Origin of the sequence: Streptomyces sp. NPDC048248 (genome assembly GCF_043201875.1) — a bacterium.
GTDB lineage: Bacteria > Actinomycetota > Actinomycetes > Streptomycetales > Streptomycetaceae > Streptomyces.
In genome coordinates this window covers 78,900-103,131 of the sequence record NZ_JBICZL010000001.1, presented here as the reverse complement: position 1 = coordinate 103,131, position 24,232 = coordinate 78,900, and the positions used below count along the sequence as shown (strand labels likewise).

Sequence of the window (24,232 nt, the reverse complement as noted above, 5' to 3'; positions counted from 1 at the left end):
GATGGCACGGGACTTCTATGAGGTGCTGGGAGTGTCGCGGGACGCGGACGAGGAAGAGATCCAGCAGGCATATCGCAACCTGGCCCGTAAGCATCACCCCGATGTGAACAAGGCACCGGAGGCCGAGGAACGCTTCAAAGAACTCAACGAGGCGTACAGCGTGCTCTCGGACCCCAAGACCCGTGCGCGCTACGACCGCTTCGGTGAGGACTTCCGCCAGATCCCCGAGGACTACGACGAGCGGGTGGGCGCCGGGGTCGGTGCCGGCTTCGGGGGCGAGGGCGGGCCGAGAGTTCGGTACGTCCGGGGCGGCGGCTTCGGGGGTGGAGCCGACTTCGAGGACCTCTTCGGCGGACTCTTCGGCGCCGGCGGAGTTCGGGGCCCTGTACCCGGAGCCGACCAGGAGGCCGAACTTCCCCTCACTGTCGAGGATGCCTACCGCGGAGGCCACCGCAGCATCACTCTGGCCGGCCCCGACGGACAGCGCAGCTACGACGTCAACGTCCCGCGCGGCGTGGTCGACGGGCAACGCATCCGTCTGGCGGGGCAGGGCGGTCAGGGCGGCGGCGACGGCCGGTCCGGCGACCTGTACCTGCGTGTACGGGTCCAGCCACACCCTCAGTTCCGGCTGGAGGGCCGCGACATCCACGTCCGCCTGCCGGTCACCCCTTGGGAGGCGGCGCTCGGCGCAACCGTCCCCGTTCCCACTCCCGGCGGCACCGCCAAGGTCACCGTCCCCGAAAGCTCCTCCAGCGGACGACGGCTCCGGCTGCGCGGCGAGGGGATGCCCAACCCCCGGGGCAAGGACGGGGATCTCTATGCCGAGGTCCGCATCATGGTCCCGCCCAAGCTCACCGACCGCGAGCGTGAACTGTTCGAGGACCTCGCTGCCACCTCTTCCTTCGACCCGAGGACGCCCCGATGAGCACCCCGCAAGCCTCAGCAACCTCGCATACCACGTACGTCCGATACGCCCTGGTACCCGTCCCCACACTGGGACTGGACGCCGTCGCCCGCCGTTGCGGGCTCCACCCCGAACTCGTCCGCCGGTTCGTCGCCCTCGGCCTGGTCGACGCCAAACGCGACGCATCCGGGCAGCTGGTTTTTCAGCCGTCCGCCCCCGCGAAACTCGCCCGTGTCCAGCGGCTACGGGCCGGACTCAACCTCAATTACGCCTCCATCGGCCTGGTGCTCGACCTGCTCGACCGCATCAGCCTGCTGGAATCCACAATCCGGCGCAGCGGGGCGAGGAGCGATGACGTGTCATGGATATGAACCGCCTGACCCAGAAGTCCCAGGAAGCACTTCAGGAGGCCCAGGGCACAGCCGTACGCCTCGGGCAGACGGAAGTCGACGGCGAGCATCTGCTGATGGCTCTCATCGACCAGGAGGAGGGGCTGGTACCGCGGTTGCTCGAGCACGCCGGTGCCGACACCCCGGCCCTGCGCAGCGCGCTGGAGGCCGAGTTGGCCCGCAAGCCCAAGGTGACGGGGCCTGGAGCCACACCCGGACAGGTCTTCGTCACCCAGCGGCTGGCGCAGCTGCTGGACACCGCCGAGCAGGAGGCGAAGCGACTCAAGGATGAGTACGTATCGGTCGAACACCTCGTCCTCGCCCTGGTCGGCGAGGGGTCGGCTACCGCCGCTGGACGCGTCCTCAAGGAGCACGGCGTCACAAAGGATGCATTCCTCTCCGCTCTCACCCGGGTCCGCGGCAACCAGCGCGTCACCTCAGCCAACCCCGAGGTGGCCTACGAGGCCCTGGAGAAGTACGGCCGTGACCTCGTGGCCGAAGCCCGGGACGGCAAAGTCGACCCCGTTATCGGCCGCGACGCCGAAACCCGCCGGGTCACCCAGATCCTCAGCCGCAAGACGAAGAACAATCCGGTGCTCATCGGCGATCCGGGCGTCGGCAAGACCGCCATCGTCGAAGGTCTCGCGCAGCGCATCGTGCGGGGCGACGTGCCCGAAGGGCTGCGCGACAAGACGGTCTTCGCCCTCGACATGGGCTCGCTCGTCGCCGGAGCGAAGTACCGCGGGGAATTCGAGGAACGCCTCAAGGCCGTGCTCAGTGAGGTCAAGGCCGGCGGAGGCAAGATCCTGCTTTTCATCGACGAACTCCACACCGTCATCGGAGCCGGAGCCACCGAGGGCGCCATGGACGCCGGCAACATGCTCAAGCCCATGCTCGCCCGTGGCGAACTGCACATGATCGGCGCCACCACGCTCCAGGAGTACCGCAAGTACATCGAGGCGGACGCTGCGTTGGAGCGCCGCTTCCAGCAGGTCATGGTGGACGAGCCGACGGTCGAGGACACCGTCTCGATCCTGCGCGGCCTGCGGGAACGCCTGGAGGTCTTCCACGGCGTCAAGATCCAGGACACCGCCCTTGTCGCAGCCACAACCCTCAGCCACCGCTACATCACCGACCGCTTCCTACCCGACAAGGCCATCGACCTTGTCGACGAGGCGTGCGCACGGCTGCGCACCGAGATCGACTCCATGCCCGCCAAGCTGGACGAGATCACCCGCCGTGTCACCCGGCTCGAGATCGAGGAAGCGGCCCTCTCCCAGGAGAGCGACCCCGCCAGTAGGACCCGGCTCGAGGAGCTGCGCCGTGAACTCGCTGATCTGCGCGCCGAGGCCGACGCCATGCACGCACAGTGGGAATCCGAACGCCAAGGCATCCGCCGTGTCCAGGACCTGCGCCAGGAACTGGAACAGGTCCGCCACGAAGCCGAGGAAGCCGAGCGCACCTACGACCTCAACCGTGCCGCCGAACTGCGGTATGGCAAGCTCCAGGAGCTGGAGCGCCGACTCACCGCCGAAGAGGACCAACTCGCGTCCAAGGCCGGAGAGCGGCTGCTGCACCAGGTCGTGACCGAGGACGAGATCGCCGAGATCGTCGCATCCTGGACGGGAATCCCCGTCGCCCGCCTTCAGGAAGGCGAACGCGAGAAGCTGCTGCGCCTGGACGAGATTCTCCAGGAGCGGGTGATCGGCCAGGACGAGGCCGTCAAGGTCGTCGCGGATGCGATCATCCGAGCCCGCTCCGGAATCCGGGATCCGCGCCGGCCCATCGGGTCGTTCATCTTCCTCGGCCCCACCGGAGTCGGCAAGACCGAGCTGGCGAAGACGCTGGCCGCGGCTCTCTTCGACTCCGAGGAAAGCATCGTCCGCCTCGACATGAGCGAGTACCAGGAGCGGCACACCGTCAGCAGGCTGGTCGGCGCGCCCCCCGGGTACGTGGGCTACGAGGAGGGCGGCCAGCTCACCGAGGCCGTACGGCGCAAGCCGTACTCCGTGGTGCTCTTCGACGAGATCGAGAAGGCCCATGCCGACGTCTTCAACACCCTGCTGCAGGTCCTCGACGACGGCCGCATCACCGACTCCCAGGGCCGCACCGTCGACTTCCGCAACACCGTGATCATCATGACGTCCAACATCGGTTCCGAGCACCTCCTCGACGGCGCCACTGCCGCCGGGGAGATCAAGCCGGACGCCCGGGCGCAGGTCATGGGCGAACTGCGCGGGCGCTTCCGCCCGGAGTTCCTCAACCGGGTCGACGACATCGTGCTGTTCAGGCCACTCGGCGAGGCCCAGATCGAGCTGATCGTAGAGCTGCAGTTCAACGAGCTCCGGAATCGGCTCGCCGACCGCCGTATCGCTGTCGAACTCACCGACTCCGCCCGCGAACACATCGCGAAACAAGGCTTCGACCCCGTCTACGGTGCACGGCCGCTGCGCCGCTACATCTCCCACGAGGTCGAGACGATGGTCGGACGGATGCTGCTGCGCGGCGAAGTCGAGGACGGGGTGACGATCCGGGTGGACGCCCAGCACGGTGAGCTGGTCGTCACCATCGAACAGCCGCAGCAGGCCCGCGTCACGAAAGCGGCGTGAGAACGATGGACAGTCGGACGGTCTCCTGTGAGAAGTGCGGGCGGAAGAATCGGGTGCCCGCGGCTGCGGAGGGCGTGCCCAAGTGCGGGAACTGCGGTGCGCCGCTGCCCTGGATCGCGGACGCGGGCGACGACAGCTTCTCCGCGGTCGCGGAGAAGGTCACCCCCTATGTGCTCGTTGACTTCTGGGCGACGTGGTGCGGCCCGTGCAGGATGGTCAGCCCCGCGCTCGAGCAGGTCGCCAAGGAGCTCGCGGGCACGATCAAACTGGTCAAGGTCGACATCGACCAGAACCCTCAGCTCGCGCAGCGATACCAGATCCAGGCGGTACCAACCCTGCTGCTCCTGAACAACGGAGTCGTAACCGCCCAGAAGTCCGGCGCCGCGCCCGCACCCGCCCTGCGCTCCTGGGTCGAACAGTACGTGACGGACGGCACCAGCACGGAAGGGGCACGATCATGACCATCGGCGTCGACCCCCACCTGTCACTCGTGCGCCCGGTTGTTCCCCGCACGCCCGAGGGCTGCGAGGACTGCCTGCGCATCGGATCGCCTTGGGTACACCTGCGGCTCTGTCTGACCTGTGGTCACGTCGGCTGCTGCGACTCCTCACCGCTCAAACACGCTCGTGCCCACGCCGGAACCTCAAGTCACCCCATCGTGGCCTCCATGGAACCGGGGGAGGACTGGCGTTGGGGCTTCGTCCACGAGGCGCTGGTCTGAATGGGCCCTGAACACAGCGCTCCGGACGCCGAGGCTCTACCGTTCGAAACGCCGGACATCAACGGAGCCTTCCCCCGGCTGACGCCCGAACAGATCGACTTCCTCGACGAGCACGGTGAGCGGCGCGCGGTCGCAGGGGGTGAACTCCTGTTCCGGGAAGGGGAACCGTTCGAGGAATTCCTGGTGATCCTCAGCGGATCCGTCACCATCCTGGAGGCATACGGTACCCCTGACGAACACATCATCAGAGCGCATGGCCCCGGCCGGTTCCTCGGTGAACTGGGCCTTCTGCAGGGCCAGCCCGCCTTCTACACCGCGCAGGTTCACCAGGCGGGAGAGGTGCTCGCGATGCCGGTGGACGGACTCCGCCGGCTCGTGGCCCAGGAGCCGGTTATAGGAGACCTCATTCTCCGTGCCTACCTGGCACGCCGGTCTCTGCTCGTCGGCCAGCGCGCGGGCTTCCGGATCCTCGGGTCGCGCTACTCGCCCGACACCCGCAGGTTGCGCGAGTTCGCCGCCCGCAATCGACTGCCGCACCGTTGGATCGATCTGGAGACCGACCAGGAGGCCGAGGAACTGCTACGCCGATTCGGCATCGCCCCCGAGGACACGCCGATCGTCATCTGGCGGGAGGAGCAGCTGCTGCGCAATCCCAGCGATGCCGAACTCGCCCGTCTCATCGGTTTGGGCGCCCCGGCTTTTCACGAGAGCGTGGGAGACCTGCTCATCATTGGCTCGGGGCCGGCAGGGCTGGCATCGGCCGTCTATGCCGCATCCGAGGGGCTGAACACCACCGCTGTCGACGCGATCGCCACCGGCGGTCAGGCAGGAACGTCCTCCCGGATCGAGAACTACCTCGGCTTCCCCTCGGGTATCTCGGGAGCCGAGCTTGCCGACCGTGCCGTGGTGCAGGCGCACAAGTTCGGCGCGCGGATTGTCGTTCCGACTGAAGGGGCCGGGCTGGAGCCTGTCGACGGCCACTACCGCGTCGCCTTCGCCGATGGAAGCGAAGCCGCCGGGCGAAGCGTCGTCCTCGCCACCGGAGCCCGCTACCGCAGGCTCCCCGTCCCTGGAATCGAACGGCTGGAGGGGGCAGGCGTCTACTATGCGGCGACCCTATACGAGGCCATGGAGTGCCGGATGGATCCGCTCGCCGTCGTGGGGGGCGGCAATTCGGCCGGCCAGGCCGTGCTGTTCCTCGCGGGCTATTCGCCCCGCGTGTTTCTGGTGATCCGTGGCGAGGCTCTCGGTGCGAACATGTCCCGCTACCTGGTCGATCAGATCGAACGTCATCCGCGCGTCAATGTGCTGACCAACGCCGAGGTCCGGGACGTGCTCGGCAAGGACACGCTCGAGGCGCTCGTGGTGGAGGACAGCCGCACGGGCGAGCGCCGTGAACTGGACGCGCGCGCCCTCTTTATCTTCATCGGAGCCCAGCCTTGTACAGCCTGGCTCCCGGCTTCGCTGGCTCTGGACTCACGGGGCTTCATCCTCACCGGACGGGAAGCGGAGGCTTGTGCGGTCGCCGAGCGGTGGGAAGGCCGTGGCAGGGGCTGCCTGCCCCTGGAGACCAGCCTGCCCGGTGTGTTCGCGTCGGGTGACGTCCGTAGCGGATCGGTGAAAAGGGTCGCATCGGCTGTCGGTGAGGGCGCGATGGCTGTTCAGCTCGTCCACCGCTACCTCGGTAGCCTCAGGGGTGCTGCCGGAACGAATTGACTGCCGAGCTAGTGGCCTGGGCGGCCCCTCGCCGTGACGGGCAACAATTGGCCTGGCCACCGCCGATCTGGACCTGCGCGAGCAGCTGGACGGCCTGAAGACTCCGGCCTTGGTCAGGGCTTGCGCGCAGTTCGACGATCGTGAGGATGAGGACGGCGTGAAGGATGCGTCGGGCAGGCCACTCGCATCGCCCTGTGTCTGTTGGCTCAGCGGATCGATCAGCTGACTGGGAAGATTCGTGACCTGGAGCGACACCTGGCTGGGCTGGTGCAGCGGCACTTTCCGCAGTTACTTGTCCCGGTGGGGATCGGGCCGGCGGGAGGCCGCCGACGCTTTGGCCTTGATCGAGAACTTGCCCGGCAGTGAACAACACCGCTGCGGCTTCTCCCCAGGTTGGAGTGTCCGGGCGTACGAGGAGTCTTTGGACCTGGCGCTGTTCGAGGCAGCGTTCTGCTTCAGGTGTCACAAGGTCCGCATGCACGGAACGGCAGTGCCACCCGCCTTGGCCTCGCAGTTCTTCGACGCGGACACCCCGCCGGCCCAGGACCTGCTGGCCCTCTTCCGCGCGGAGGCTCCGTAGCCGGCCGCCTGAGCGGGCTGACACAGGCGGGCGAATGTGGTGCTCTAGTTGGCCGGACGGGACAACTGCCCAGCCCCTACGACCTGGGGCTTTGCTGCCTTGGATGCCCAGCGAACCCCTGCCAGGACTGCCACTGGCCGTGGGAGAGCAGCCCCCTCGAGTTACGACCCGCTTGAAGAGGACGCACCGCCGGCCGACGGAGTGCACTGCGCGGGCTGCCGTATCCAACTGCCCGAACCCATCGGCCGCATCGGGCGGGTGCTCCGCCGCCTGGTGAACGGCGACGAGCGCTACCCCCGCCAATAGCGGCCCGCGAGGCCGAGCTGGATACCCAGACCCTCACTTGTGAACTGCGAGGAGGGGCGGTGGGTGAGGTGAGTGGTAAGCGGCAGTCGTCGGCTACCTGGCGGCCGACCTTGGTCCGCCCGGCTTCGACTGATGCTCGGCCTGCTGTGCGGCCTGGTCCTCACGACCTGGACGCGGCATCTCCAGCGCGGCCTGGGAATGAGTCCGCTGATGGCGGCGGCGGCCTTTTGTGCTGCTCGCTCTCGGCGAGCTGGCCGGTGCGACGGCCGCGGTGAAGACCACCGGGCGCTTCGGGCGTCTCCTGCCCCAGACCGGAGCTCTGATCGCACTCGCCTCAATGGTGGCCTACGGGCTCCAGGCCGGCAGCCGAGAGTCCGACCTGACCCTCCTCGCGATGACCGTCCCGGTCGTGCTGCTCGGCTTCGGACTCGGCATGGTCGGCGGCCCGCTCGCTGATATGTCGCTCGCCAAGGTGCCGCACGAGAAAGCCGGTTCCGCCTCGGGCTTGTTCAACACCGCAATGCACCCGGGCATCGCCCTCGGCACCGCGCTGACCGCCCTCGTGCTCTTCTCCGCCACTGGTGGCTCACCTGACGGCTGGTCAACCGCGATGCGTTCACCGGTGTCCTGGTGGGTCGGTGGCACCCTCCCTGTGATGTGGATCCTGATTTTGTGCCTGCCCAAGCAGGCGAACAGTCAGGTCGATTGAACCGTCCGCGGGCCCCGCCCAGCGCCCCCGCTTCAGCAACCCGCCCAACGCTGCCTCCGTCAGGTCTCCGGTCCAGGCTCCGCAGCCCGGGTGTCACGCCAGGGCTGCGGTTGAGGAACTCCATGCCACCCGCGGCTGAGGCCTCCTCCGTTCGCACGGCTTGTTTGCGGGACGTGTGTGAGGCGTTTCCAGGACGTCAGTGGCCCCGGGAAGAGTGGTGTTTACACCGCGGGAACGGCCCAAGGAAGCTCCCGCACGAAGCACAGGGGGAACCTGATCATGCGTACTTCCCGGATTCGTACCGCCACACTGGCCGCCGTCACCGCCGCGCTGGCGCTGGGCCTGACCGCCTGCGGTGGCTCCGACGGCGGCTCGAAGGCGGCGGGCGGCGACAACGCCGCCGGTAGCGCCCAGAGCCGGTCCGTGTCCAACGGGGACGGCAAGGGCGGCGCCGAGCAGGCCAACGGCAGCGGTGACACCAAGGAAGGTGCGGGCTCGACAACCGCCTCGGGCGGAACGGGCGACGTCGAGGGCAAGGGCACAACGTCCGGCGCCCAGCAGTGCCGCGGCGACGAGATGCTGCTCACCGCGGTGCACCGGTTCGCCGGGCAGCAGGGCGACCACCTGCTGGTCACCGCGTCGAACAAGGGCACCAAGCCCTGCTGGGTCACCTCGTACCCGACCGTGAAGCTCGGCGACGTCGACAGCGCCGCACTGCCGCACTCGAAGAAGGACAACCCCGGCGGCGACAACCACATCATGCTCCAGCCCGGCGGCAAGGCATACAGCGCGGTGAACCTCTTCGACTACGGCTCGAACAACCACACGGCGCAGTCGTTCGCCATCGCGCTGCGCGGCGCGGACGGCCAGGACGGCCCCTCCTACTCGGTCGACATCCAGGGCGAGAAGACGCAGTTCAGCTGGAACGAGGCGGACGTACTGAACTGGCGCGCCAAGAAGCCGTACGACTTCTGATGGGCCGTCGGCCAGGGGAGCGTCATCCGGGACGCGCCGCACCGCGCGTCCCGCACTCCGCCGGCACGGGTTAGGTGTGCTGGCGATCGTGTCCGCCTGGTCGGGGGAGGAGACGCCGAGCCTCCCCGCCGTGCGCGTCATGCGGTGCGATGGCAAACGGCGGGTACGGCGGTCTCGGGCTCGCCGTGCCGGGAGCCTCCTCCGAACCGCCTTTTGCGGGAGGTTTTGAGAATGAAGATCGGGGACGGACAGGACACGGTTCGCCCTGGGGCGTGATCTCTCAGAACTACTCATTCATGAGAAGGACCGAGGTTCTCGGTGTCAGCAACAGTGGCCCATCTTTGTGTGAGACGACGGCATGCGTGGACGAGTTCGGGTGGGTGGAGATCGGTGAGCTCGGTGTCGAAGGTGGCGAGGATGCCGGCGATGCCGGCCCAGGACCAGGCGCCGAGAGTGAGCCGGCAAGACTCGGTGTTTAGGTGTTCCACGACGGAGCCGCCTGGTGCCCAGCGGGCCACGATGTGAGCGGGCAGGTTGAGCCGGGCGGTGCCGGTGCACTGCCAGGCGGCAGGGGTGTCGCCGCGGTCGTGGGTGCTCATCACGAAGTGGGCGAGGTCGGGCTGGGGTAGCGCGCGGGCCGCGAAGTGCTGCGTGGTGGGGCGGGGGTGCAGTCGATCGACGCGGCGCACTCGCCATTCATTGTCGGTGAGGTCGTAGGCGACCAGATACCACCGGGCGGCCCAGACGACCAGGTGGTGTGGCTCGATGCGGTGGGCGGTCAGGTAGTCGGGGTCACTGGGTACGGGGCGTGTGCCGTCGGGACGCAGAGTCTCGGTGACGAGGAGGTGGCGGTGGCGTACCGCGGTGCCGACGGCGGTGAGGGCGGCGGGGTCGATAGGGGGCGCGGGGAACTCCCAATAGTTCTGCAGCCTGGTCAGGCGCAGGGATTCCATGGATGCCCGCAGCGCAGGGGGCATGACCTGGTGCAGCGCCGCCAGTGCCCGCGCGGCGTCGTCCCCGAGGCCGAACATCGTGCTTGGCGCGGTCTGCAGGGCCACCGCGATCGCGAGGGCCTGGTCGTGGTCGAACAGCAACGGCGGCAGGGTTCGCCCGGCTCCGAGCCGGTAGCCGCCATCGGGGCCGTGGATGGTAGCGATCGGGTAGTCGAGCGCGCGCAAAGTCTCGATGTCGCGGCGGACAGTGCGTTCGCTGGTCCCGAGCCGGGTGGCGAGCTCGCGCAGCGACCACTGCCGTCCTGTTCCGAGCAGAGACAACAGCCGCAGCGCCCGTTGTGAGGTGTTCGCCATCGTCCCATCATGACCGGTAGTGGCCACTCGGTGTCCACTACCGGTGTCAGGGTGGGCTCTGTTCAGTGAGCAGCGGCGGAAGGACGGTGTCGGGTATGCGGGTAGTCGTGGTGGGTGGCGGGATCGGCGGGCTTGCATTGGCGGCGGGGCTGCGTCGCCGGGGGATAGAGGTGGCGGTATTCGAACGAGACACCGATGTGGCGGCGACGGGCGGCTACCACATCACCCTGGATGAGCGGGCCCAGTCGGCGCTGAAGGATCTGGTGGAACCGAAGATCATGCAGCGGCTGCTGGCATCGGGGTCGGCGCTGCGACTGCGCGAGCGCGACGCGTTCTGGGATCGCCGCGGCCGGCTTCTGGGCCACGGGCCGGACCTCAGCGACAGTGCAAGTATCGATGTCGATCGGATCACCCTGCGGATGCTTCTGGCCGAAGCCGTCGGAGACGGCCTGCACTTGGGATGCAACGTGTCGGGCGTCGGCCACGATGACCACGGCGCGCCCCGAGTGCGGTTCACCGACGGCGCGCCCCGAGTGCGGTTCACCGACGGGGCGCCGGTCTCAGCGGATCTGGTGGTGGGCGCGGACGGCACCCACTCAGTAGTCGCCCGTCACTTGGCGGCAGGCCCGACCAACAGACCGGCGGGCATCATCGGGTTCTCCGGCCGAACCCTCCGGCAAGACCTCAGCCCCGGCGAGCATCAGCGACTTGGGCCACGATCGGGGCTGGCGATCGGCCCGCGCGGAGGAGCGCTCTACGTCGGCTTCCTTGACCCGGTCGGCAACACCGCGCTCGACGCTCCCGAGTTGCGGATGTCGGTCACCACCGGACCCACCTACATCTGGGGCGCCATGTTCCCCGAATCCACCAGCAGCGATTCCCTGCGCGACCTGCGCGGCGGCGAACTGCAGGCCGCGCTGCTCGACCGATTCCGCGAGCGGGGCTGGGCCGAGCACACACTCGAGGTCATCGCCCAAGCCGACCCGCACAGCGTGGCCGGCTTCCGCTTCAACGCCGCCTCCACCCGCGCGGAGGATCTCGCGCCCTGGCCTGCGGGTCGTATCACCGCGCTGGGCGACGCTGTCCACGCCACACCGCCCACCGCCGGAATGGGAGCGGGCGCGGCCATCCGCGACGCCGCCAGCCTGCTCACGCACGTCAGCGCCGCCGCCGACGGCACCGCCACCCTCACCGACGCCGTGGATCACTTCGAGGCCGGCATGCGCCGGCGCGGCAGCGAAGTCCTCACCCTGGCCATGAAGACCGTCCGGTGGATCCTGGCCACCGACACCACACTCGGCGCCGCAGCCACCGTCGTGAGCACCCCGATTCTGGCCGCAGCCGCCCGGCTGCGTAACCCTGCGCGAGGCTCAGCGGTAGGTTAGAGCAAGGTCGCTCGACTGCTTCATCGGGATGGCGTACTCCCATTCCCGACGGGCCCACGCTCCTCTCCGGCTGGGTGCGTCGAACCGAGCAGGAAGGAACCCCGCGGGCTCCGAAAGGCCGTGACCGACTGTGCCCCGAACGAGTGGGAGCCGGGTGCGGCGGCGAACGGCGGAGGCGTCTGGCCGCACCAACAGCAGTAGGGGCCACCACCGAAGGAACGGGCCAGAACGCGACGAGGCTAGTCGAATCAGGTCTACGGCGGCGTGCTGGAACTCCAGCACGCCGAGGACCCTTTCATGTCTCGCGCGTATGAGATGTTCGACGTGCTGTATCTCAGCCTCAAGGACAGGGCGAAAGCGTTCGTCGAAGCCGCCGGCGCGCATCTCAACGACTCCGTGGGTCATCAATAGCCCATCGCTGATTGATGGCCGTCGATCGAGCTCTGAAGCCCCAGGCGCCGTCAAACCCCGGCCTTCGTCATCACGCCCGGTAAGTCCGGGGACGCACCCTCATTCGCCCAGGTTATGGTCCGCATACGGGTGCCCCGGTCGGTCGGCCGGAACGACCCCGGATGCGGTCTTGGCCGACAAGGCGTACTCGTCCCGGGCGATCCGCCGCCAACTGAGGCGACGCGGGGTCCAGGCAGTGATCCGGCAGCCGTTGTACGCCTCCCGGCTGGCGCCGCCGGCGCGGACCATCGCGTCGTACGGCGCGAACGTCGTCGGCCAGTTGGGCCCCGGCTCCATCACCTCGGTCGGTAACTCGTGCCGGAATCAATGCCTTTCTGACGTTCTGGTACTCCAAGCCGACGACGATGGCCTGGCATGAATGCGCAGGTCAGGGAGAATTGTCAGTGGTGCGTTCTGCCGTGAAAGCGCAACCGGAAGTCAGCCAGGGGGATTTGTGGCGCACGGCGTGTGGCACTCCGAATTGAAGTGTCCTCGAACTCGATAAGCCGGACCTTGGACTCTCGAACAGCGCCATCGGCCCGCGCCCACACGCAACACCTCCTACACGCACCCAGGAGCACCAAGGCTTTTCGTCTTGTCCGGAAGGGGTGAGCTCCTGCACCGCGCCCGCGTCGCGCGCCAGCGGAGGCGGTCGGCAATGGTGCCTCACTGCCCGCCCGTGGGCACGGTGACCAGTGGCGTAGGCCGTTCAGGCGAAGACGGGATCTGTTGCCACCGGCCCTGTTTGCGCCGCAAGGCGAGGGGCAGGTGATCTTGCGTCAGGGAAACACACCGACGCGAGGAGGAGTGTCACCATGACCGCCACCGACAAGATGACCGCGAAGACCGAGCAGCTGATAGGTGCTGCGAAGGAGACTGCGGTCCGTGTCGTGGACAGGGAGCGGAAGGTCGGCAACGGCCACTCCGAGTGGGCCAAGCGCGACCTGCATCGGGCCGCGGAGAGCGCCAAGGACACGGACTCCAGATAGCGGTTAGGGGCAGCCTGCCAGGGCCTTCCCCTTTTCGCAGAGTTGGCAGGGCGGTGGCCCGGAGGAGGCATCTCCGGGCCACCGCCCTGTTGCACGTGATCGGACGAAGGTTCGGAGCAGTCCGGGTGCAGGCCAGGGGGCGAGGGAGCCGAGGGCGACGTGGTCGAACCGCGGCGCTGGGGGAGGAGGAGCTCAAGACCGGGGTGGGGCGGGGCGGTTCTCGGAGGCGTGCAACGGCAAATGCCTGTGGGCAGCATGACGAAGCATCTGGCGGTGGCTGGGGGAGGGAAGCCGGGTTGGAGTGGGGATCCTGTGGTGTTGGCCTTGGTGGCGGGTCGTGTGTATTGGGTGGGAACTGGGGTGCTGCGGGCAGTCGTCTACGTCAGCAGATCCACGAGCCGTTCGCTGACGTTGTCCTTGCGCGACTCAGGGTCCGGCACCAGCTTCTCCCGGTCGCCGGGATCCCGAGCAAGGACGTGCAGCCGTCCGCCACTGCGGGCCAGCACCAGATCCCTGCTGCTGCCCGCGGTCTCGGCGGATCCCTGCGCCGTGTATTCGGTGACGGTGATCAGCGCGGAGCGTTCCGCGGCGGCGAGCACGGCCTCGGTGTCCGCTGCCTCTCCTGGGGCCGCCGACGGGCCTCGCGGCAGCCACTCGGTGAGCGTCTTCAAGGCTTCGTCGAGCTTGTACAACCCCATCTGGTGGATGCCGAGCGCGTCGATGCGGACCATGAGACAGATCCGCTCGGGTTGGGGGAGCAGCAGAATCCGCCACGGCTCACCCGGACTCGACCCGGTCGTGCGGGCATCGAGCACCTTGCGGGCCCTTTGCTGGAACGCCACGGCGATGCCCAGGTCTCCCTGTACCTGAACCTGCTCGCCCGTGTCACCCGCCAGCAGCAGTTGTCGGGCAGCCAGCGAGCGCACGGCCTCGGCGATCACCTCGTCCGACGGCCTGGCCTCCAGGAAGTCCACGATCGCGTCCACGGCGGTGAGCTCCGCGATGGTGTACGCACCGAGCAGCACCGGTCCTGTGTTCACCAGGTTCACCACGGCCGAAACCAGTCCCGAAGGGGCGGACGCCGCACCCGTGTCCGACGGCGCCACAGGGGGGCCATCGCGCTGATCGTCGTCGCTCATGACGGTCCTCCCGGCTGCAACGGTTCCACCGCAGGCGGCACGCGACTCTCACGGAGCACCGCGGCGGCGCTGCGTGAGAGGGCCTCGGTCACCCACACCTCGGAATTGCCGAACAGCCCACGCCCCGCCCTGCCGGACAACGACTGTCCCAGCTCGCCGGCCAGGTCCTCCCGGTCCGGGGGTGGGAACCGAGCCGCCAGGTCCGTAGAGACGGCAGTGACGTCGTCGGCCTCCTCGATCCGGCGCAGTGCCTGGGTCAGCACCCGCGCGACCGCAGGTGTCAGGGACGTCGGCATGGCAAGGAACGGCGCCAAGTACAGCGGCCGCCGTTCGGTCATCCTGGACAGCCCCCAGGGCCCGACATTGCTGCGCGTGATCCGGTAGACCACGTAGTCCATGAGGTGGCGGAGGTCGCTCACACTGGGCAGCTTCCGCCCGCCGAACGCGGCCGGTGTCTTCTCCAACTGCACCCAGGTGCCCTGGGCGGTGCGTCCGTGCAGCTTCTCCCGCACCACGTCCCCGCGCATCCCGATGTCGGGATAGAGAGCCTTGTCGATGTCACGGTGGTGGCTGGAAAGTCGCTCGTGACTCACATTGGCGAACCGCCAGTTCTCGTACAGCTGCGGTTCATCAACCAGTACATGGCCGCCGCACAGCACGTCGTGCAATTGGGGCACCTGCAGTCCGTGGCGCTCCAAATCCGAGAGGATCGCCGCTTCCTCCGGGCTGAGGCGGCGAACGGCCTCGACCAGCCCTTTTCGGTACGCCCCTACCCGCGCCGTGATCTCGATCATGAGCCGAACCCGGGTGCGCACGTGCTCGGCCCGCCGGTCACTCACACTGTCCGAAGTTGCGCCGCCGGGTAGCCTCCGGTGGGTGACCGATGCCAGTGCGTGCTTCCGCTCCACCTCGCCAGTACAGCACGGCAGGCCCTTGCACGCACGAGCTCAGCGCCCGGGCCGGGGGTGTACGGCACGAAGGAGTGCGGTGCCGTACACGGCCGCATCGACGTCCCCTCTACCTGCCCGCCATGTTCCGCACCCACGCGACGGCACCCGCGCGTCGGCCCCGGGCCTGTTTCGCTCCTCGGGCAGAGTTAGGCAGTTTCGTTTGGATCGAGATGGGGGCGAGTGACCGGCAGGCGCTTCCGGGGGCGCCCTGGGGCGATGCGGTCATGGACCCCATCCACCGAGAACGACCGGCGGCATCTGCTCAATGAGCCAAGCAGCAGCGTTTGTTTTTCGGTTCGGGCGCTGACGGGCGGTCGGCTGGGCCGTGGATGTTCGCGAGAAACGACGTCAGAATCCATCCTCAAACCCGCAGGACGAAGCCGTGCGGCTGTGGCTCGTTGGAGGGGAAGTAAGAGAGGAAGGACGGGCCCGGGCAGGTGAGTTGATTGGTCCGCGAGTCTTGAACGCTACCGAGCCTGCTGATTGGTTGGTTGGCATGACTGATCTTGGACCCGTCGCTTGGCCGCCTGCCCCGATCAGGACCGAGAGGCTCGTGCTCCGTGAGCCCGAGGCTCGGGACCGTGCGGCGGTCATCGAGCTGCTGGCCTCGCCTGAGGTGAGCACCTACCTCGGTGGCTCTCGCCCGCGTGACGAGCTAGAGCGCACGATTCCCGGGGCTCCCAGCCGGCGCCCCGGCCTCTTCATAGTCGATCTCGGCGGAGCGATGATCGGCCAGATCACGCTCACCAAAGACACGGGGCACCTCCGTCAGGCTGCTGGGAAAGCCGAGCTCGGCTACCTGTTCCTGTCGCAGGCGTGGGGACGCGGGTACGCCGCTGAGGCGTGCACCGCGGCACTCGACTGGTTCACCGGCGCGCTTCCCGGCGAACCAGTGGTGCTCGCCACCCAGACCGCCAACGTCCGCTCGATGCACCTCGCGGCGAAGCTGGGGTTCATCGAGGTAGAGCGGTTTGAGGCTTACGGCGCCGAGCAGTGGTTCGGCATGTGGTCCCCGGTCGCGCTGTCCGACTGAGGTCGTGCTCGGCGGTGTCCGCACTCACCGCGATGAAGCCGGGCGAGCGCGAGCCGGGGGTCGGTGAAGGTCTTCGTCCAGCCGCCGAGCGACTCGTTGGAGGCGACGGCGACGCTGTTCTTCTCCTCGCGCTCGGTCAGGACCTGGAACAGCAACTCGGCGCCGTGCCGGCCCGGTGTATCCCAACTCGTCGATGCTCAATAGATCTACGCGGCCTTAGCGGGCGATGGTCGTGGTGAGTTGCTTTTCGTCGGCGGCCTCGACCAGATCGTTCACCACGTTCGTGGCCAGCGTGTATCGGACCCGGCAGCCCTTCATGGCGGCCTCGGTGCCCAGGGCGATCAGCATGTGCGACTTGCCGGTGCCGCAGTCGCCGGTCAGGCAGAGCGGCTCCCCTTTCTTGATCCACTCGCAGCTGGCGAGCGTGTAGTTGGTGGCGGCGGGGGTTGGCGCCGAAGTCGAAAGTCCGCAGCGACTTCTCCCGCGGGAAGCTGACCGCCTAGATCCGCCCTTCTGAGCCGCGGCACTCCCGGTCGTCACGGCGGCGTTGCGCGCACGCCGGCCGCGGCGCTGTCGCGAAGGAAGCCCGCGAAGGCCTCGGCGGCAGGGGTGAGAGCGTGGTCGCTCATGCGGACGAGGAGGATCCGACGTACCGGGGCGGGGGACTGCAGCGGCAGGACGCTGACGCCACCCCGGATGCCTTCCAAGGCCAGGGTGGGGGCGAGGGCGACGCCGATGCCGGCGGCGACCATGGCCTGGGCCTCCTGGTAGTCGTGGGCCTCGTAGGCGATCTGCGGCTCGAACCCGGCTGCGTGGCAGCTGCGGGCGAGAGCTTCGGCCACCGGGTGGTTCTCGGCACGGGTGATCCAGGGAGCGTCCGCGAAGTCGGCGAGGGCGGCCGAAGGCCGGCCGGCGAGCGGGTGGTCGTTGCTGACGAGGAGGGCCGGGGGGTCGTCGACGAGCGAGGTCACGACGATGTCCTCGCGTTCGATGCGGTTCCAGTCGTAGTCCCACATCAGGGACATCTCGACCTCACGGTTCTCCAGCATCGCCCACAGGCCCGCGATACGGGCGCTGCGCACCGCCAGCCGTACGTCTGGATGCGCTTCCCGGAAGGCGATCACGGCCCGCGGAAGGAGGGAGGCGCCGACGGTGGGGAAGGTTCCGACGCGGAGAGTGCCCGCGCGCAGTCCCGCGAAGTCGGCGAGCTCGTTCTCCGCGGCCGTCAGCTCGCGCTCGATCCGCTCCCCGCGCTCGGCCAGTGCGCGTCCCGCGTCGGTGAGCGTGACGCCCCGCGCATGGCGCTCCAACAGGGGCTGTCCGGCCTCCGCCTCCAGTCGGCTGACCTGCTGGGATACCGCTGATGGCGTGTAGTTGAGAGCCCGTGCGGTGGCGGTGACCGAGCCCCGGCGGGCGACCTCGGTGAAGAGCATGATGCGTCGGACGTCGAGTGTCACGCCACCTCCAGCGTTAATTCCAGCTTAATACCCATGAAGATTTCCGAGATTGTACTTCACGCTCTACGCGCCCAGTGTGGATCGCATCCCGCACGGAAACGCCGTCGGGTTTTCCATGAGGAGTCTGTTGTGTTGCGTCTGCAGGGCGAGATGATCCGCGGAGGGACCAGCAAGTGCTGGATTTTCGACCACCACGACGTGGTGGCCACCGGCGTGGACACCGACACCCTGCTGCTCGCCGCCTACAACGCCGCCGACCCCCGCCAGATCGACGGCATCGGCGGTGCCTCCTCGACCACCTCCAAGGCCGCGATCGTCCGGACGTCGGCCGAGCCGGGCATCGACGTCGAGTACGCCTTCGCGCAGGTCGGGATCGGCGACGAGCGCGTGGAGTGGGTCAGCAACTGCGGCAATTGCGCCACCGCCGTCGCCCTGTACGCCGTCCACAACGACCTGGTGCCGATCACGTCGGAGTCGACCAGGGTGCGGATGCTCAACGTCAACACCGGAGCCCGCCTGACCGGCACCATTCCCACCCCTGGCTCCACGGCCCCGGACGAGGGCACGGCCGCGGTGCCGGGCACCGTCGCGCTCGGTGTGCCGGTACTGCTCGGCTTCGAGGACCCGGCGGGTTCGACGACGGGCCGCGCCCTGCCGACGGGCCGTTCCGTGGACACCCTGACCGGGCCCGCGGGTCGGGTCGAGGCGTCCCTGGTCGACGCCGGTGCCCCGACCGCGCTGTTCGAGGCCAAGGCGTTCGGTCTCCAAGGCACCGAGTCACCGGCCGAGTTTGCCTCGGCGGTGCCTGCTCTCACCGTGCTGCGCCGTCAGGCGGCCCTGGCCATGGGCCTGGTCAAGGAGAACGATCCCGTGGGCCATGCCGTGCCGAAGGTCGGCCTCGTCGCCCGCCCGGCCGCCTACCGCACCACCAACTGCACCCCGGTCGGACCGGACGAGTACGACCTGGCCGTCCGCATGGTCTCCATGCATGCGCCCCACCCGGCGATCGGTCTCACCGCGGCCGTGGCCCTGGCCACCGCAGCCGCCACACCCGGGACCCTCGCCCACCGTGCCGCCCGGCAGTCCGCCGACGGCACGCTGCGACTGGGCACCCCGGCCGGTGTGATCACCGCCCAAGCCGTACCCGCGCCAGGCGGCGCGTCCCCCACGGTGCTGCTGCACCGCGCCGCCCGCCGCATCGCCCGAGCCGAACTTCTCGTCCCCGTCCTGGAAGGACGCCCCGCATGAGCCGCAACGACGCCGCCCCGGGCACCGTCACCGCTCCATCCGGCCGCATTCGCCGACTGCTGTCCCTGCTGTACGTCCAGTGCCTGATCGGTGTCCTCGCCGGGGCCGCCGTCGGCTGGCTGGGGCCGTCGTTCGGCGCCGACCTGAAGCCCTTGGGCGACGGCTTCATCGCGCTCGTACGCATGATGATCGCGCCGGTCATCTTCTGTACCGTCGTTCACGGCATTGCCTCCATGGGCAACGCCCGCGCCGTCGGGCGGGTCAGCCTCAAGGCGCTGCTCTACTTCGAGGTCCTGACCACCGTCGCCATGGTGATCGGCCTGGTCGTCGTCAACATGATCAAGCCCGGCAGCGGACTGCACGTCGACCCCTCCGCCCTCTCCACCGAGGGCCTGCCGCCGGAGGCGACCCAGAGCCACGAGAGTGTCGCCGCCTTCACGCTGTCCAACATTCCGGATACGCTGCTCAGCGCGCTGACCGGCCACGAGATCCTGCCGGTGCTCCTGGTCTCGGTTCTGTTCGGCTTCGGCCTGAACGCCGCCGGCGAGGCGGGGACGGGGATCACCCAGGGCATCGAGAAGCTGTCGAAGGTCCTCTTCACACTCATCCGCTGGATCATGCGGCTGGCCCCGATCGGCGCCTTCGGCTCCATGGCCTTCACCATCGGCAACTACGGCCTTGACACCCTGCGTCACCTCTTCCTGCTGGTCGGCTCCTTCTGGCTCACCGCCCTGTTCTTCGTCCTGGTCGTCCTCGGCACGGTCATGCGCATCAACGGCCTGCGTCTGCTCCCCTTCCTTCGCTACATCAAGGAGGAGCTGCTGATCGTCCTGGGCACCTCATCAAGCGAACCGGTTCTGCCGCGCATGATGGCCAAACTGCAGCACGTGGGCGCCTCCAAGCCTGTCGTGGGCATCACGCTCCCCGCCGGCTACTCCTTCAACCTCGACGGCACCGCGATCTACCTGACCATGGGCTCGGTCTTCCTCGCCCAGGCCCTCGGCATCGACCTCAGCCTGACCCAGCAACTGTCGATGCTCGCCGTCATGCTGCTCACCTCCAAGGGCGCCGCCGGGGTCACCGGCTCCGGCTTCATCGCCCTGGCCGCCACCCTCAGCGCCGTCCCGCACGTCCCCGTCGCCGCCCTGGCGCTCATCTTCGGCATCGACCGCTTCATGTCCGAGGCCCGCGCCCTGACCAGTGTGATCGGCAACGGCGTCGCCACCCTGGCGGTGGCCAAATGGGAGGGGCAACTCGACGAGGACCGAGCCAAGGCCGTCCTCCGAGGCGAGATCCCCTACACGCCCTCTCCCGAGGCAAACCACGCCCCCGAGCCGCGGGTCGCCCCCGCACCAGGTGAAGAGCCCGCGAAGGCCGACCCAGAGGAATCGGCTGAAGCGGACCGTCACCCGGTGCCTGCCGCCGGCTGACGAACACTCAACACGCAGCCGGTCCGGAGCCTGCGCTCCGGACCGGCCCCCTCTTGCGCCACCGCGGATCCGGCGGAAGGTGCGGTCGGGGGCGGACACCCGCCCTGATGCTGCACCGGCCCGCTGTTGGTCCCCATTTCGCCGTAGGGAGCCGGGCGATGATGCCGTTCAGACCGCGGAGGATCGTCACCGGCTGCGCTGACCATGGCTGCGGCCTGGGTGGCGGTCTCTTCGTCGGCCGCGGTGACGTCGATGACGACCAGGCCCGGCTCGCGGAGGTGCTCTTCATGGATCTTTACGGTCTGACAGACGTGGTCTTCCTCCCTCGTGCTGGTCCAAGAGCACCCACTGCGACGACTTCGACAGGGCCTGTGTGGAGGTGTACGCGGGCGTCTCGCCCGGGGTCGGTGTACGGGACTCGAAACAGGCTGAGGGGCCACAGCTGGCGTTCAGCGACACGTCGTGGTCAGCGTTCCTGCAACTGGTCGCGGCCCGCGACAGCGGAGCGTCGGGTAGGCGTGCGCCCACGTAGGGGCATGACCAGATTGACGACGCGTCCGGCGACCGTCGCCCCGGGGCGGCAGTGGAGGCGCACTCCTGCTCGCGCGGCCAGCAGTTCACCTCAGGTCACAGGGCCGCTGAATATGGCGGATGCGTTAGACGCCCGTACGGCCGGTGGCGCGGCCAGGCGCACCATCAACTTCGAAGAACGTCGCCCTCGTGCGCCCGACATCCGACGGGCGGCAGGCTGGCGGCCAAAAGGGGTACCCGGCCACGACGGTTCACATCTCCGGTTTCGCTATCGGGCACGGCTGCCGGTACCGGCGCCCGAGCGCCGGCCACCTGGCACAGCCGGGGCCTGGCGCCCCGCGCACGTGTGCCGCCCGAGTTACGCGGAGACAACCGGCCATTCACTTCGGCCATTCACTTCGGTCTTTCGCTTCGGCCGTCGCTGCGTAGCCCCCGAGCGCCGGGTCGTTCTTTCTCGGCCTGGTGGTGAGCACCTCGCCCAACCGGCGTATGGCGGCGACCAAAACGGAGCGAAAACAATAGGTACGCCGCCGTCATGTGGTCCAAGTCGTCCTTATGAAACAGCCAAGACGCGCTTATGGGTGCGTGTCCCGGGCTATTCGTGTCACGAGTGGGGGCACCGGTCCAAGCACCGCTACCCCCGCCCGCGATAAAACGCCGTGCTGCCCGCCCGCTTACGACAGGGCGCTGCGGAGCGCCATCCAGCCCAGCAGTGCGCATTTGATCCGCGCGGGATGCCGGGCCACCTCCCGGAATGCCACGGCATCACCCAGCCGGGCAGGCCAAGCAGACGCCTCCGTCGCGCGTTCACGCAAGAGCGAGGCGAATTCTGTATGCAGGGATTCGGCCTCCGCTACGGGATGCCCCAGGACGAGCCCGGCCATCACCGAGGCCGACGCCTGGCTGATCGAGCAGCCCTGAACCTCGTACGAGAGGTCGGCCACGACCGCCTCGGCGCCCGAACCGGTCAGCCGGACGCGCAGGGTGAGTTCGTCGCCGCACGTCGGGTTGGTGTGCTGCACCTCCGTGTCGTACGGCTCGCGCAGCCCGATGTGCCGGGGGGCACGGTAGTGCGCGAGGATGACCGCTTGGTTCTCTGCCGTCAGCTGCATACCACGGCCTCCGTGTCGTCCCCCGTAGCGAAAAGCGCCTGGGCCGCCTCGATGCCCGCCGCCAACGCCGCGATCTCCTCGGGACCGTTGTACAGGTAGAAACTCGCGCGCACGCTGGCGGGCACGCCCAGCCGGCGATGCAGCGGCCAGGCGCAGTGGTGCCCCACGCGTACCGCGATGCCGCGGGCGTCCAGGACCTGGCTGACGTCGTGCGGATGCACCCCGTCGACGACGAAGGACACCGCGCCACCGCGGTCTTCCGTGGTGGACGGCCCCAGGACCCGCACTCCCGGCATGGCCGTGAGGGTGCGCAGCGCCAACTCGGTGAGCCGGTGCTCGTGCGCGGTGATCCGGTCCATGCCGACGTCGGTCAGATAGCGGATCGCGGCCGCCAGCCCGACCGCCTGCGACACCATCGGCACGCCCGCCTCGAAACGCTGGGGCGGCGGCGCATAGGTCGCCTCCGTCATCCGGACGACCTCGATCATCGAGCCACCGGTGAGGAAGGGCGGCATGATCTCCAGCAGTTCGCGCCGTCCGTAGAGGACGCCCACGCCGAACGGGCCGAGCATCTTGTGCCCGCTGAAGACCGCGAAGTCCACGCCGAGGGCGTGCAGGTCGACCGCAGCGTGCGGTACCGACTGGCACGCATCCAGGAGTGTGAACGCGCCGACCTCGGCCGCGCGGGCCACGATGCGGCGCACGGGATTGATCGTGCCCAGCACGTTCGACTGGTGGGTGAAGGCGACCAGCCGGGTCCGCGCGGTGATCACCTCGTCCAGGTCGGCCGGCTCCAGTCGCCCGTCGTCGGTGACCCCCAGCCAGCGCAGCGTGGCGCCGGTGCGCCGGCACAGCTCCTGCCAGGGCACCAGATTGGCGTGATGCTCCATCTCGGTCACCACGATCTCGTCACCGGGCCCGAGGCGAAAACGGGCGGACTCCGGTCCGGCGGTCGTGGCGTTGTTCATGGCGTAGGCGACGAGGTTGATGCCCTCGGTGGCGTTCTTGGTGAAGACCACCTCGCCGGGGGCGGCCCCGACGAACGCCGCTACCCGGGCGCGGGCGTCCTCGTACGCCTCGGTCGCCTCCTCCGAGAGCTGGTGCGCCCCGCGGTGGACGGCGGCGTTGGAGGTCTCGGTGAAGGCTCGTTCGGCGTCCAGGACGGTGGCGGGACGCTGGGCGGTCGCGCCGGAGTCCAGGTAGATCAGCGGCCGACCGTCGGAGACGCTGCGGGCCAGGATCGGGAAGTCCTTGCGGATCAGGGCCGGGTCCAGTGGAGTCGCGTCCCGGTCCTGGCCGGGCCGGATCGCGCCGGTTGTCGACGCCGTCATGCCCGGGCACCGGGGGCGGCCTCGTGGGTGGCGGCGGTCTCGCCGCCCTGGGTCGGGCCGAGGCCCGCGAGCACCTTGTGGGTGGTCTGCAGGCACAGGCCCCGGGCGCACACGGTCACCGTGTCGCTGTCGGCCTCGTCGGCCAGGTCCAGGAACTTCGGGTTGAAACTCTCGATGCGCTTGGTGCGCACGCCCTCGGCGTAGTCCGTCGGCGACGTCCAGCAAAGGTCCTTGTACGAGGAGGTGTTCTCGGGGATGAGGGCCGGGTCGTCCAGTTCGAGGACCGCGCCGAACATCAGCAGCGGTTCGAAGAGCGGTTCGGGCGACTCTGGGTCGGCCGTGGGGCGGTCGGCGACGTAGCTGAATCCGGCCCCGATCATGGAGAACCGGCAGGTACCCAGCGGCTTTTCCCGGGAGGCTGCCTCCATGGCGGCCTCGCAGCCGAGCTTACGGGCGAGCAGATCGCCCACCAGGAACGAGAGGGCGGAGGACGGGTCGGGGACCACGTTGCGCTGCCCCTCCTCGGGGAATCGGGCCACGGTCCGCAGGTCGTCCGCCCTCAGCTCGGTGAGATGGACCGGGGCGAGCTCGGCTGCCGACGAGGCCATGCCGTCGGCGTAACATCGGGCGAATTCGAGCGGCAGCATGCTGGTCGGCGTGCTGATCACGTTGGGGTGGGTGGGGTTGCTGTCCGCCCGGCGGGTGCCCGTTAAGACGCTCATGCCGTCACCGGTGTTCGCCATGATGGTGCACTGGAATACCGGCTGCCAGAGCGTGCCGGAGGCGAGGCATTCGGTGAGTGTCGCCGGGCCGCGGGATCGGAATCCGGTCAATGTTCCATCCAGTTCCGACGCGGCGTAGAACTTTGCCATACGAGGTCATTCCTTTGCTGTTGCTTGTTGACAATAGGTTTCACAGGAACGTAATAACTTGCCTGGAAAACTGTCAACGATGATTTCTG

The 24,232-nt window shown here is 68.6% G+C and carries 22 protein-coding genes and 3 pseudogenes; 16 read left to right on the top strand and 9 right to left on the bottom strand.

The genetic code is table 11. The annotated features are described in order from the left end of the window. Nucleotide 1 precedes the first annotated feature (1 nt). The 9 genes from ACGFZW_RS00550 to ACGFZW_RS00510 all read left to right on the top strand — a co-directional run bounded on the left by ACGFZW_RS00550 (nucleotide 2) and on the right by ACGFZW_RS00510 (nucleotide 8,909). A complete protein-coding gene (locus tag ACGFZW_RS00550; protein WP_393890769.1) occupies nucleotides 2-925 on the top strand; it encodes a DnaJ C-terminal domain-containing protein in 924 nt (307 codons plus the stop codon). Further along, nucleotides 922-1,275 carry a chaperone modulator CbpM gene (locus ACGFZW_RS00545; protein ID WP_393890768.1) on the top strand — a complete coding sequence of 118 codons (354 nt, stop codon included), beginning with the start codon at nucleotides 922-924 and terminating at the stop codon, nucleotides 1,273-1,275. The genes ACGFZW_RS00550 and ACGFZW_RS00545 overlap by 4 nt, the downstream gene beginning before the upstream one ends. Next, entirely contained in the window at nucleotides 1,266-3,902 is a 2,637-nt protein-coding gene (gene clpB / locus ACGFZW_RS00540) for an ATP-dependent chaperone ClpB (protein WP_393890767.1), read from the top strand. The genes ACGFZW_RS00545 and clpB overlap by 10 nt, the downstream gene beginning before the upstream one ends. 5 nt (nucleotides 3,903-3,907) lie before the next feature. Next, complete coding sequence (gene trxA / locus ACGFZW_RS00535; RefSeq protein WP_393891266.1) at nucleotides 3,908-4,363, top strand: thioredoxin; 456 nt, start codon at nucleotides 3,908-3,910, stop codon at nucleotides 4,361-4,363. Beyond that, nucleotides 4,360-4,623 carry a UBP-type zinc finger domain-containing protein gene (locus tag ACGFZW_RS00530; protein ID WP_393890766.1) on the top strand — a complete coding sequence of 88 codons (264 nt, stop codon included), beginning with the start codon at nucleotides 4,360-4,362 and terminating at the stop codon, nucleotides 4,621-4,623. The genes trxA and ACGFZW_RS00530 overlap by 4 nt, the downstream gene beginning before the upstream one ends. Beyond that, a complete protein-coding gene (locus ACGFZW_RS00525) occupies nucleotides 4,624-6,339 on the top strand; it encodes an FAD-dependent oxidoreductase (RefSeq protein WP_393890765.1) in 1,716 nt (571 codons plus the stop codon). A gap of 340 nt (nucleotides 6,340-6,679) precedes the next feature. Further along, complete coding sequence (locus tag ACGFZW_RS00520) at nucleotides 6,680-6,919, top strand: hypothetical protein (protein ID WP_393890764.1); 240 nt, start codon at nucleotides 6,680-6,682, stop codon at nucleotides 6,917-6,919. 535 nt (nucleotides 6,920-7,454) lie between these two features. Beyond that, nucleotides 7,455-7,934, top strand: coding sequence for a hypothetical protein (locus ACGFZW_RS00515; protein ID WP_393890763.1), 480 nt, complete (start codon nucleotides 7,455-7,457; stop codon nucleotides 7,932-7,934). 279 nt (nucleotides 7,935-8,213) lie between these two features. Continuing rightward, nucleotides 8,214-8,909, top strand: coding sequence for a DUF4232 domain-containing protein (locus ACGFZW_RS00510; protein ID WP_393890762.1), 696 nt, complete (start codon nucleotides 8,214-8,216; stop codon nucleotides 8,907-8,909). Between the two features lie 290 nt (nucleotides 8,910-9,199). Here the strand turns inward: ACGFZW_RS00510 and ACGFZW_RS00505 are convergent, their stop codons facing one another. Further along, a complete protein-coding gene (locus ACGFZW_RS00505; protein WP_393890761.1) occupies nucleotides 9,200-10,216 on the bottom strand; it encodes a helix-turn-helix transcriptional regulator in 1,017 nt (338 codons plus the stop codon). A gap of 95 nt (nucleotides 10,217-10,311) precedes the next feature. Between ACGFZW_RS00505 and ACGFZW_RS00500 the strand changes: the two genes are divergently transcribed. The 3 genes and pseudogenes from ACGFZW_RS00500 (at nucleotide 10,312) to ACGFZW_RS00490 (ending at nucleotide 13,040) form a co-directional block, all read left to right on the top strand. After that, nucleotides 10,312-11,601 carry an FAD-dependent oxidoreductase gene (locus tag ACGFZW_RS00500; protein WP_393890760.1) on the top strand — a complete coding sequence of 430 codons (1,290 nt, stop codon included), beginning with the start codon at nucleotides 10,312-10,314 and terminating at the stop codon, nucleotides 11,599-11,601. Nucleotides 11,602-12,072: 471 nt separating this feature from the next. After that, nucleotides 12,073-12,253, top strand: a pseudogene (locus ACGFZW_RS00495) (transposase); the annotation flags it as partial. A 613-nt stretch (nucleotides 12,254-12,866) separates the two neighbouring features. Further along, a complete protein-coding gene (locus ACGFZW_RS00490) occupies nucleotides 12,867-13,040 on the top strand; it encodes a CsbD family protein (RefSeq protein WP_393890759.1) in 174 nt (57 codons plus the stop codon). 377 nt (nucleotides 13,041-13,417) lie between these two features. Here the strand turns inward: ACGFZW_RS00490 and ACGFZW_RS00485 are convergent, their stop codons facing one another. Further along, complete coding sequence (locus tag ACGFZW_RS00485) at nucleotides 13,418-14,179, bottom strand: hypothetical protein (RefSeq protein WP_393890758.1); 762 nt, start codon at nucleotides 14,177-14,179, stop codon at nucleotides 13,418-13,420. Next, nucleotides 14,176-14,973, bottom strand: coding sequence for a hypothetical protein (locus ACGFZW_RS00480; RefSeq protein WP_393890757.1), 798 nt, complete (start codon nucleotides 14,971-14,973; stop codon nucleotides 14,176-14,178). The genes ACGFZW_RS00485 and ACGFZW_RS00480 overlap by 4 nt, the downstream gene beginning before the upstream one ends. 652 nt (nucleotides 14,974-15,625) lie before the next feature. On the opposite strand from ACGFZW_RS00480, the gene ACGFZW_RS00475 reads away from it, so the two are divergent. Next, complete coding sequence (locus ACGFZW_RS00475; protein WP_393890756.1) at nucleotides 15,626-16,162, top strand: GNAT family N-acetyltransferase; 537 nt, start codon at nucleotides 15,626-15,628, stop codon at nucleotides 16,160-16,162. Here the strand turns inward: ACGFZW_RS00475 and ACGFZW_RS00470 are convergent. Both ACGFZW_RS00470 and ACGFZW_RS00465 read right to left on the bottom strand, forming a co-directional pair. Beyond that, nucleotides 16,108-16,700 (bottom strand): annotated as a pseudogene (locus ACGFZW_RS00470) (ATP-binding protein); the annotation flags it as partial. The gene ACGFZW_RS00475 and the pseudogene ACGFZW_RS00470 sit on opposite strands and share 55 nt — an antisense overlap. Then, entirely contained in the window at nucleotides 16,699-17,595 is an 897-nt protein-coding gene (locus ACGFZW_RS00465) for a LysR family transcriptional regulator (RefSeq protein ID WP_393891265.1), read from the bottom strand. The pseudogene ACGFZW_RS00470 and the gene ACGFZW_RS00465, both read right to left, overlap by 2 nt. Before the next feature lie 153 nt (nucleotides 17,596-17,748). Between ACGFZW_RS00465 and ACGFZW_RS00460 the strand changes: the two genes are divergently transcribed. Both ACGFZW_RS00460 and dctA read left to right on the top strand, forming a co-directional pair. Next, nucleotides 17,749-18,867 (top strand): PrpF domain-containing protein, encoded by a 1,119-nt coding sequence (locus tag ACGFZW_RS00460; protein ID WP_393890755.1) that lies wholly within the window; start codon nucleotides 17,749-17,751, stop codon nucleotides 18,865-18,867. Continuing rightward, the gene (gene dctA / locus ACGFZW_RS00455; protein WP_393890754.1) at nucleotides 18,864-20,297 is read left to right on the top strand and encodes a C4-dicarboxylate transporter DctA; all 1,434 of its coding nucleotides are present in this window, start codon (nucleotides 18,864-18,866) and stop codon (nucleotides 20,295-20,297) included. The genes ACGFZW_RS00460 and dctA overlap by 4 nt, the downstream gene beginning before the upstream one ends. Here the strand turns inward: dctA and ACGFZW_RS00450 are convergent. After that, complete coding sequence (locus ACGFZW_RS00450) at nucleotides 20,273-20,590, bottom strand: DUF6207 family protein (protein ID WP_393891264.1); 318 nt, start codon at nucleotides 20,588-20,590, stop codon at nucleotides 20,273-20,275. The genes dctA and ACGFZW_RS00450 overlap by 25 nt on opposite strands. 50 nt (nucleotides 20,591-20,640) lie before the next feature. On the opposite strand from ACGFZW_RS00450, the pseudogene ACGFZW_RS00445 reads away from it, so the two are divergent. Next, nucleotides 20,641-20,829: pseudogene (locus ACGFZW_RS00445) on the top strand (DUF397 domain-containing protein); the annotation flags it as partial. A gap of 673 nt (nucleotides 20,830-21,502) precedes the next feature. On the opposite strand, the gene sufU reads toward ACGFZW_RS00445, so the two are convergent. The 3 genes from sufU to ACGFZW_RS00430 are packed head-to-tail and all read right to left on the bottom strand — an operon-like array spanning nucleotide 21,503 to nucleotide 24,143. Next, nucleotides 21,503-21,940, bottom strand: coding sequence for a Fe-S cluster assembly sulfur transfer protein SufU (gene sufU, locus ACGFZW_RS00440; RefSeq protein ID WP_393890753.1), 438 nt, complete (start codon nucleotides 21,938-21,940; stop codon nucleotides 21,503-21,505). Next, nucleotides 21,931-23,271: a cysteine desulfurase gene (locus ACGFZW_RS00435; RefSeq protein WP_393890752.1), complete on the bottom strand. Its 1,341-nt coding sequence runs from the start codon at nucleotides 23,269-23,271 to the stop codon at nucleotides 21,931-21,933. Before ACGFZW_RS00435 ends, sufU begins: the two co-directional genes overlap by 10 nt. Beyond that, nucleotides 23,268-24,143: a hypothetical protein gene (locus tag ACGFZW_RS00430; RefSeq protein ID WP_393890751.1), complete on the bottom strand. Its 876-nt coding sequence runs from the start codon at nucleotides 24,141-24,143 to the stop codon at nucleotides 23,268-23,270. Before ACGFZW_RS00430 ends, ACGFZW_RS00435 begins: the two co-directional genes overlap by 4 nt. Nucleotides 24,144-24,232: the final 89 nt, after the last annotated feature.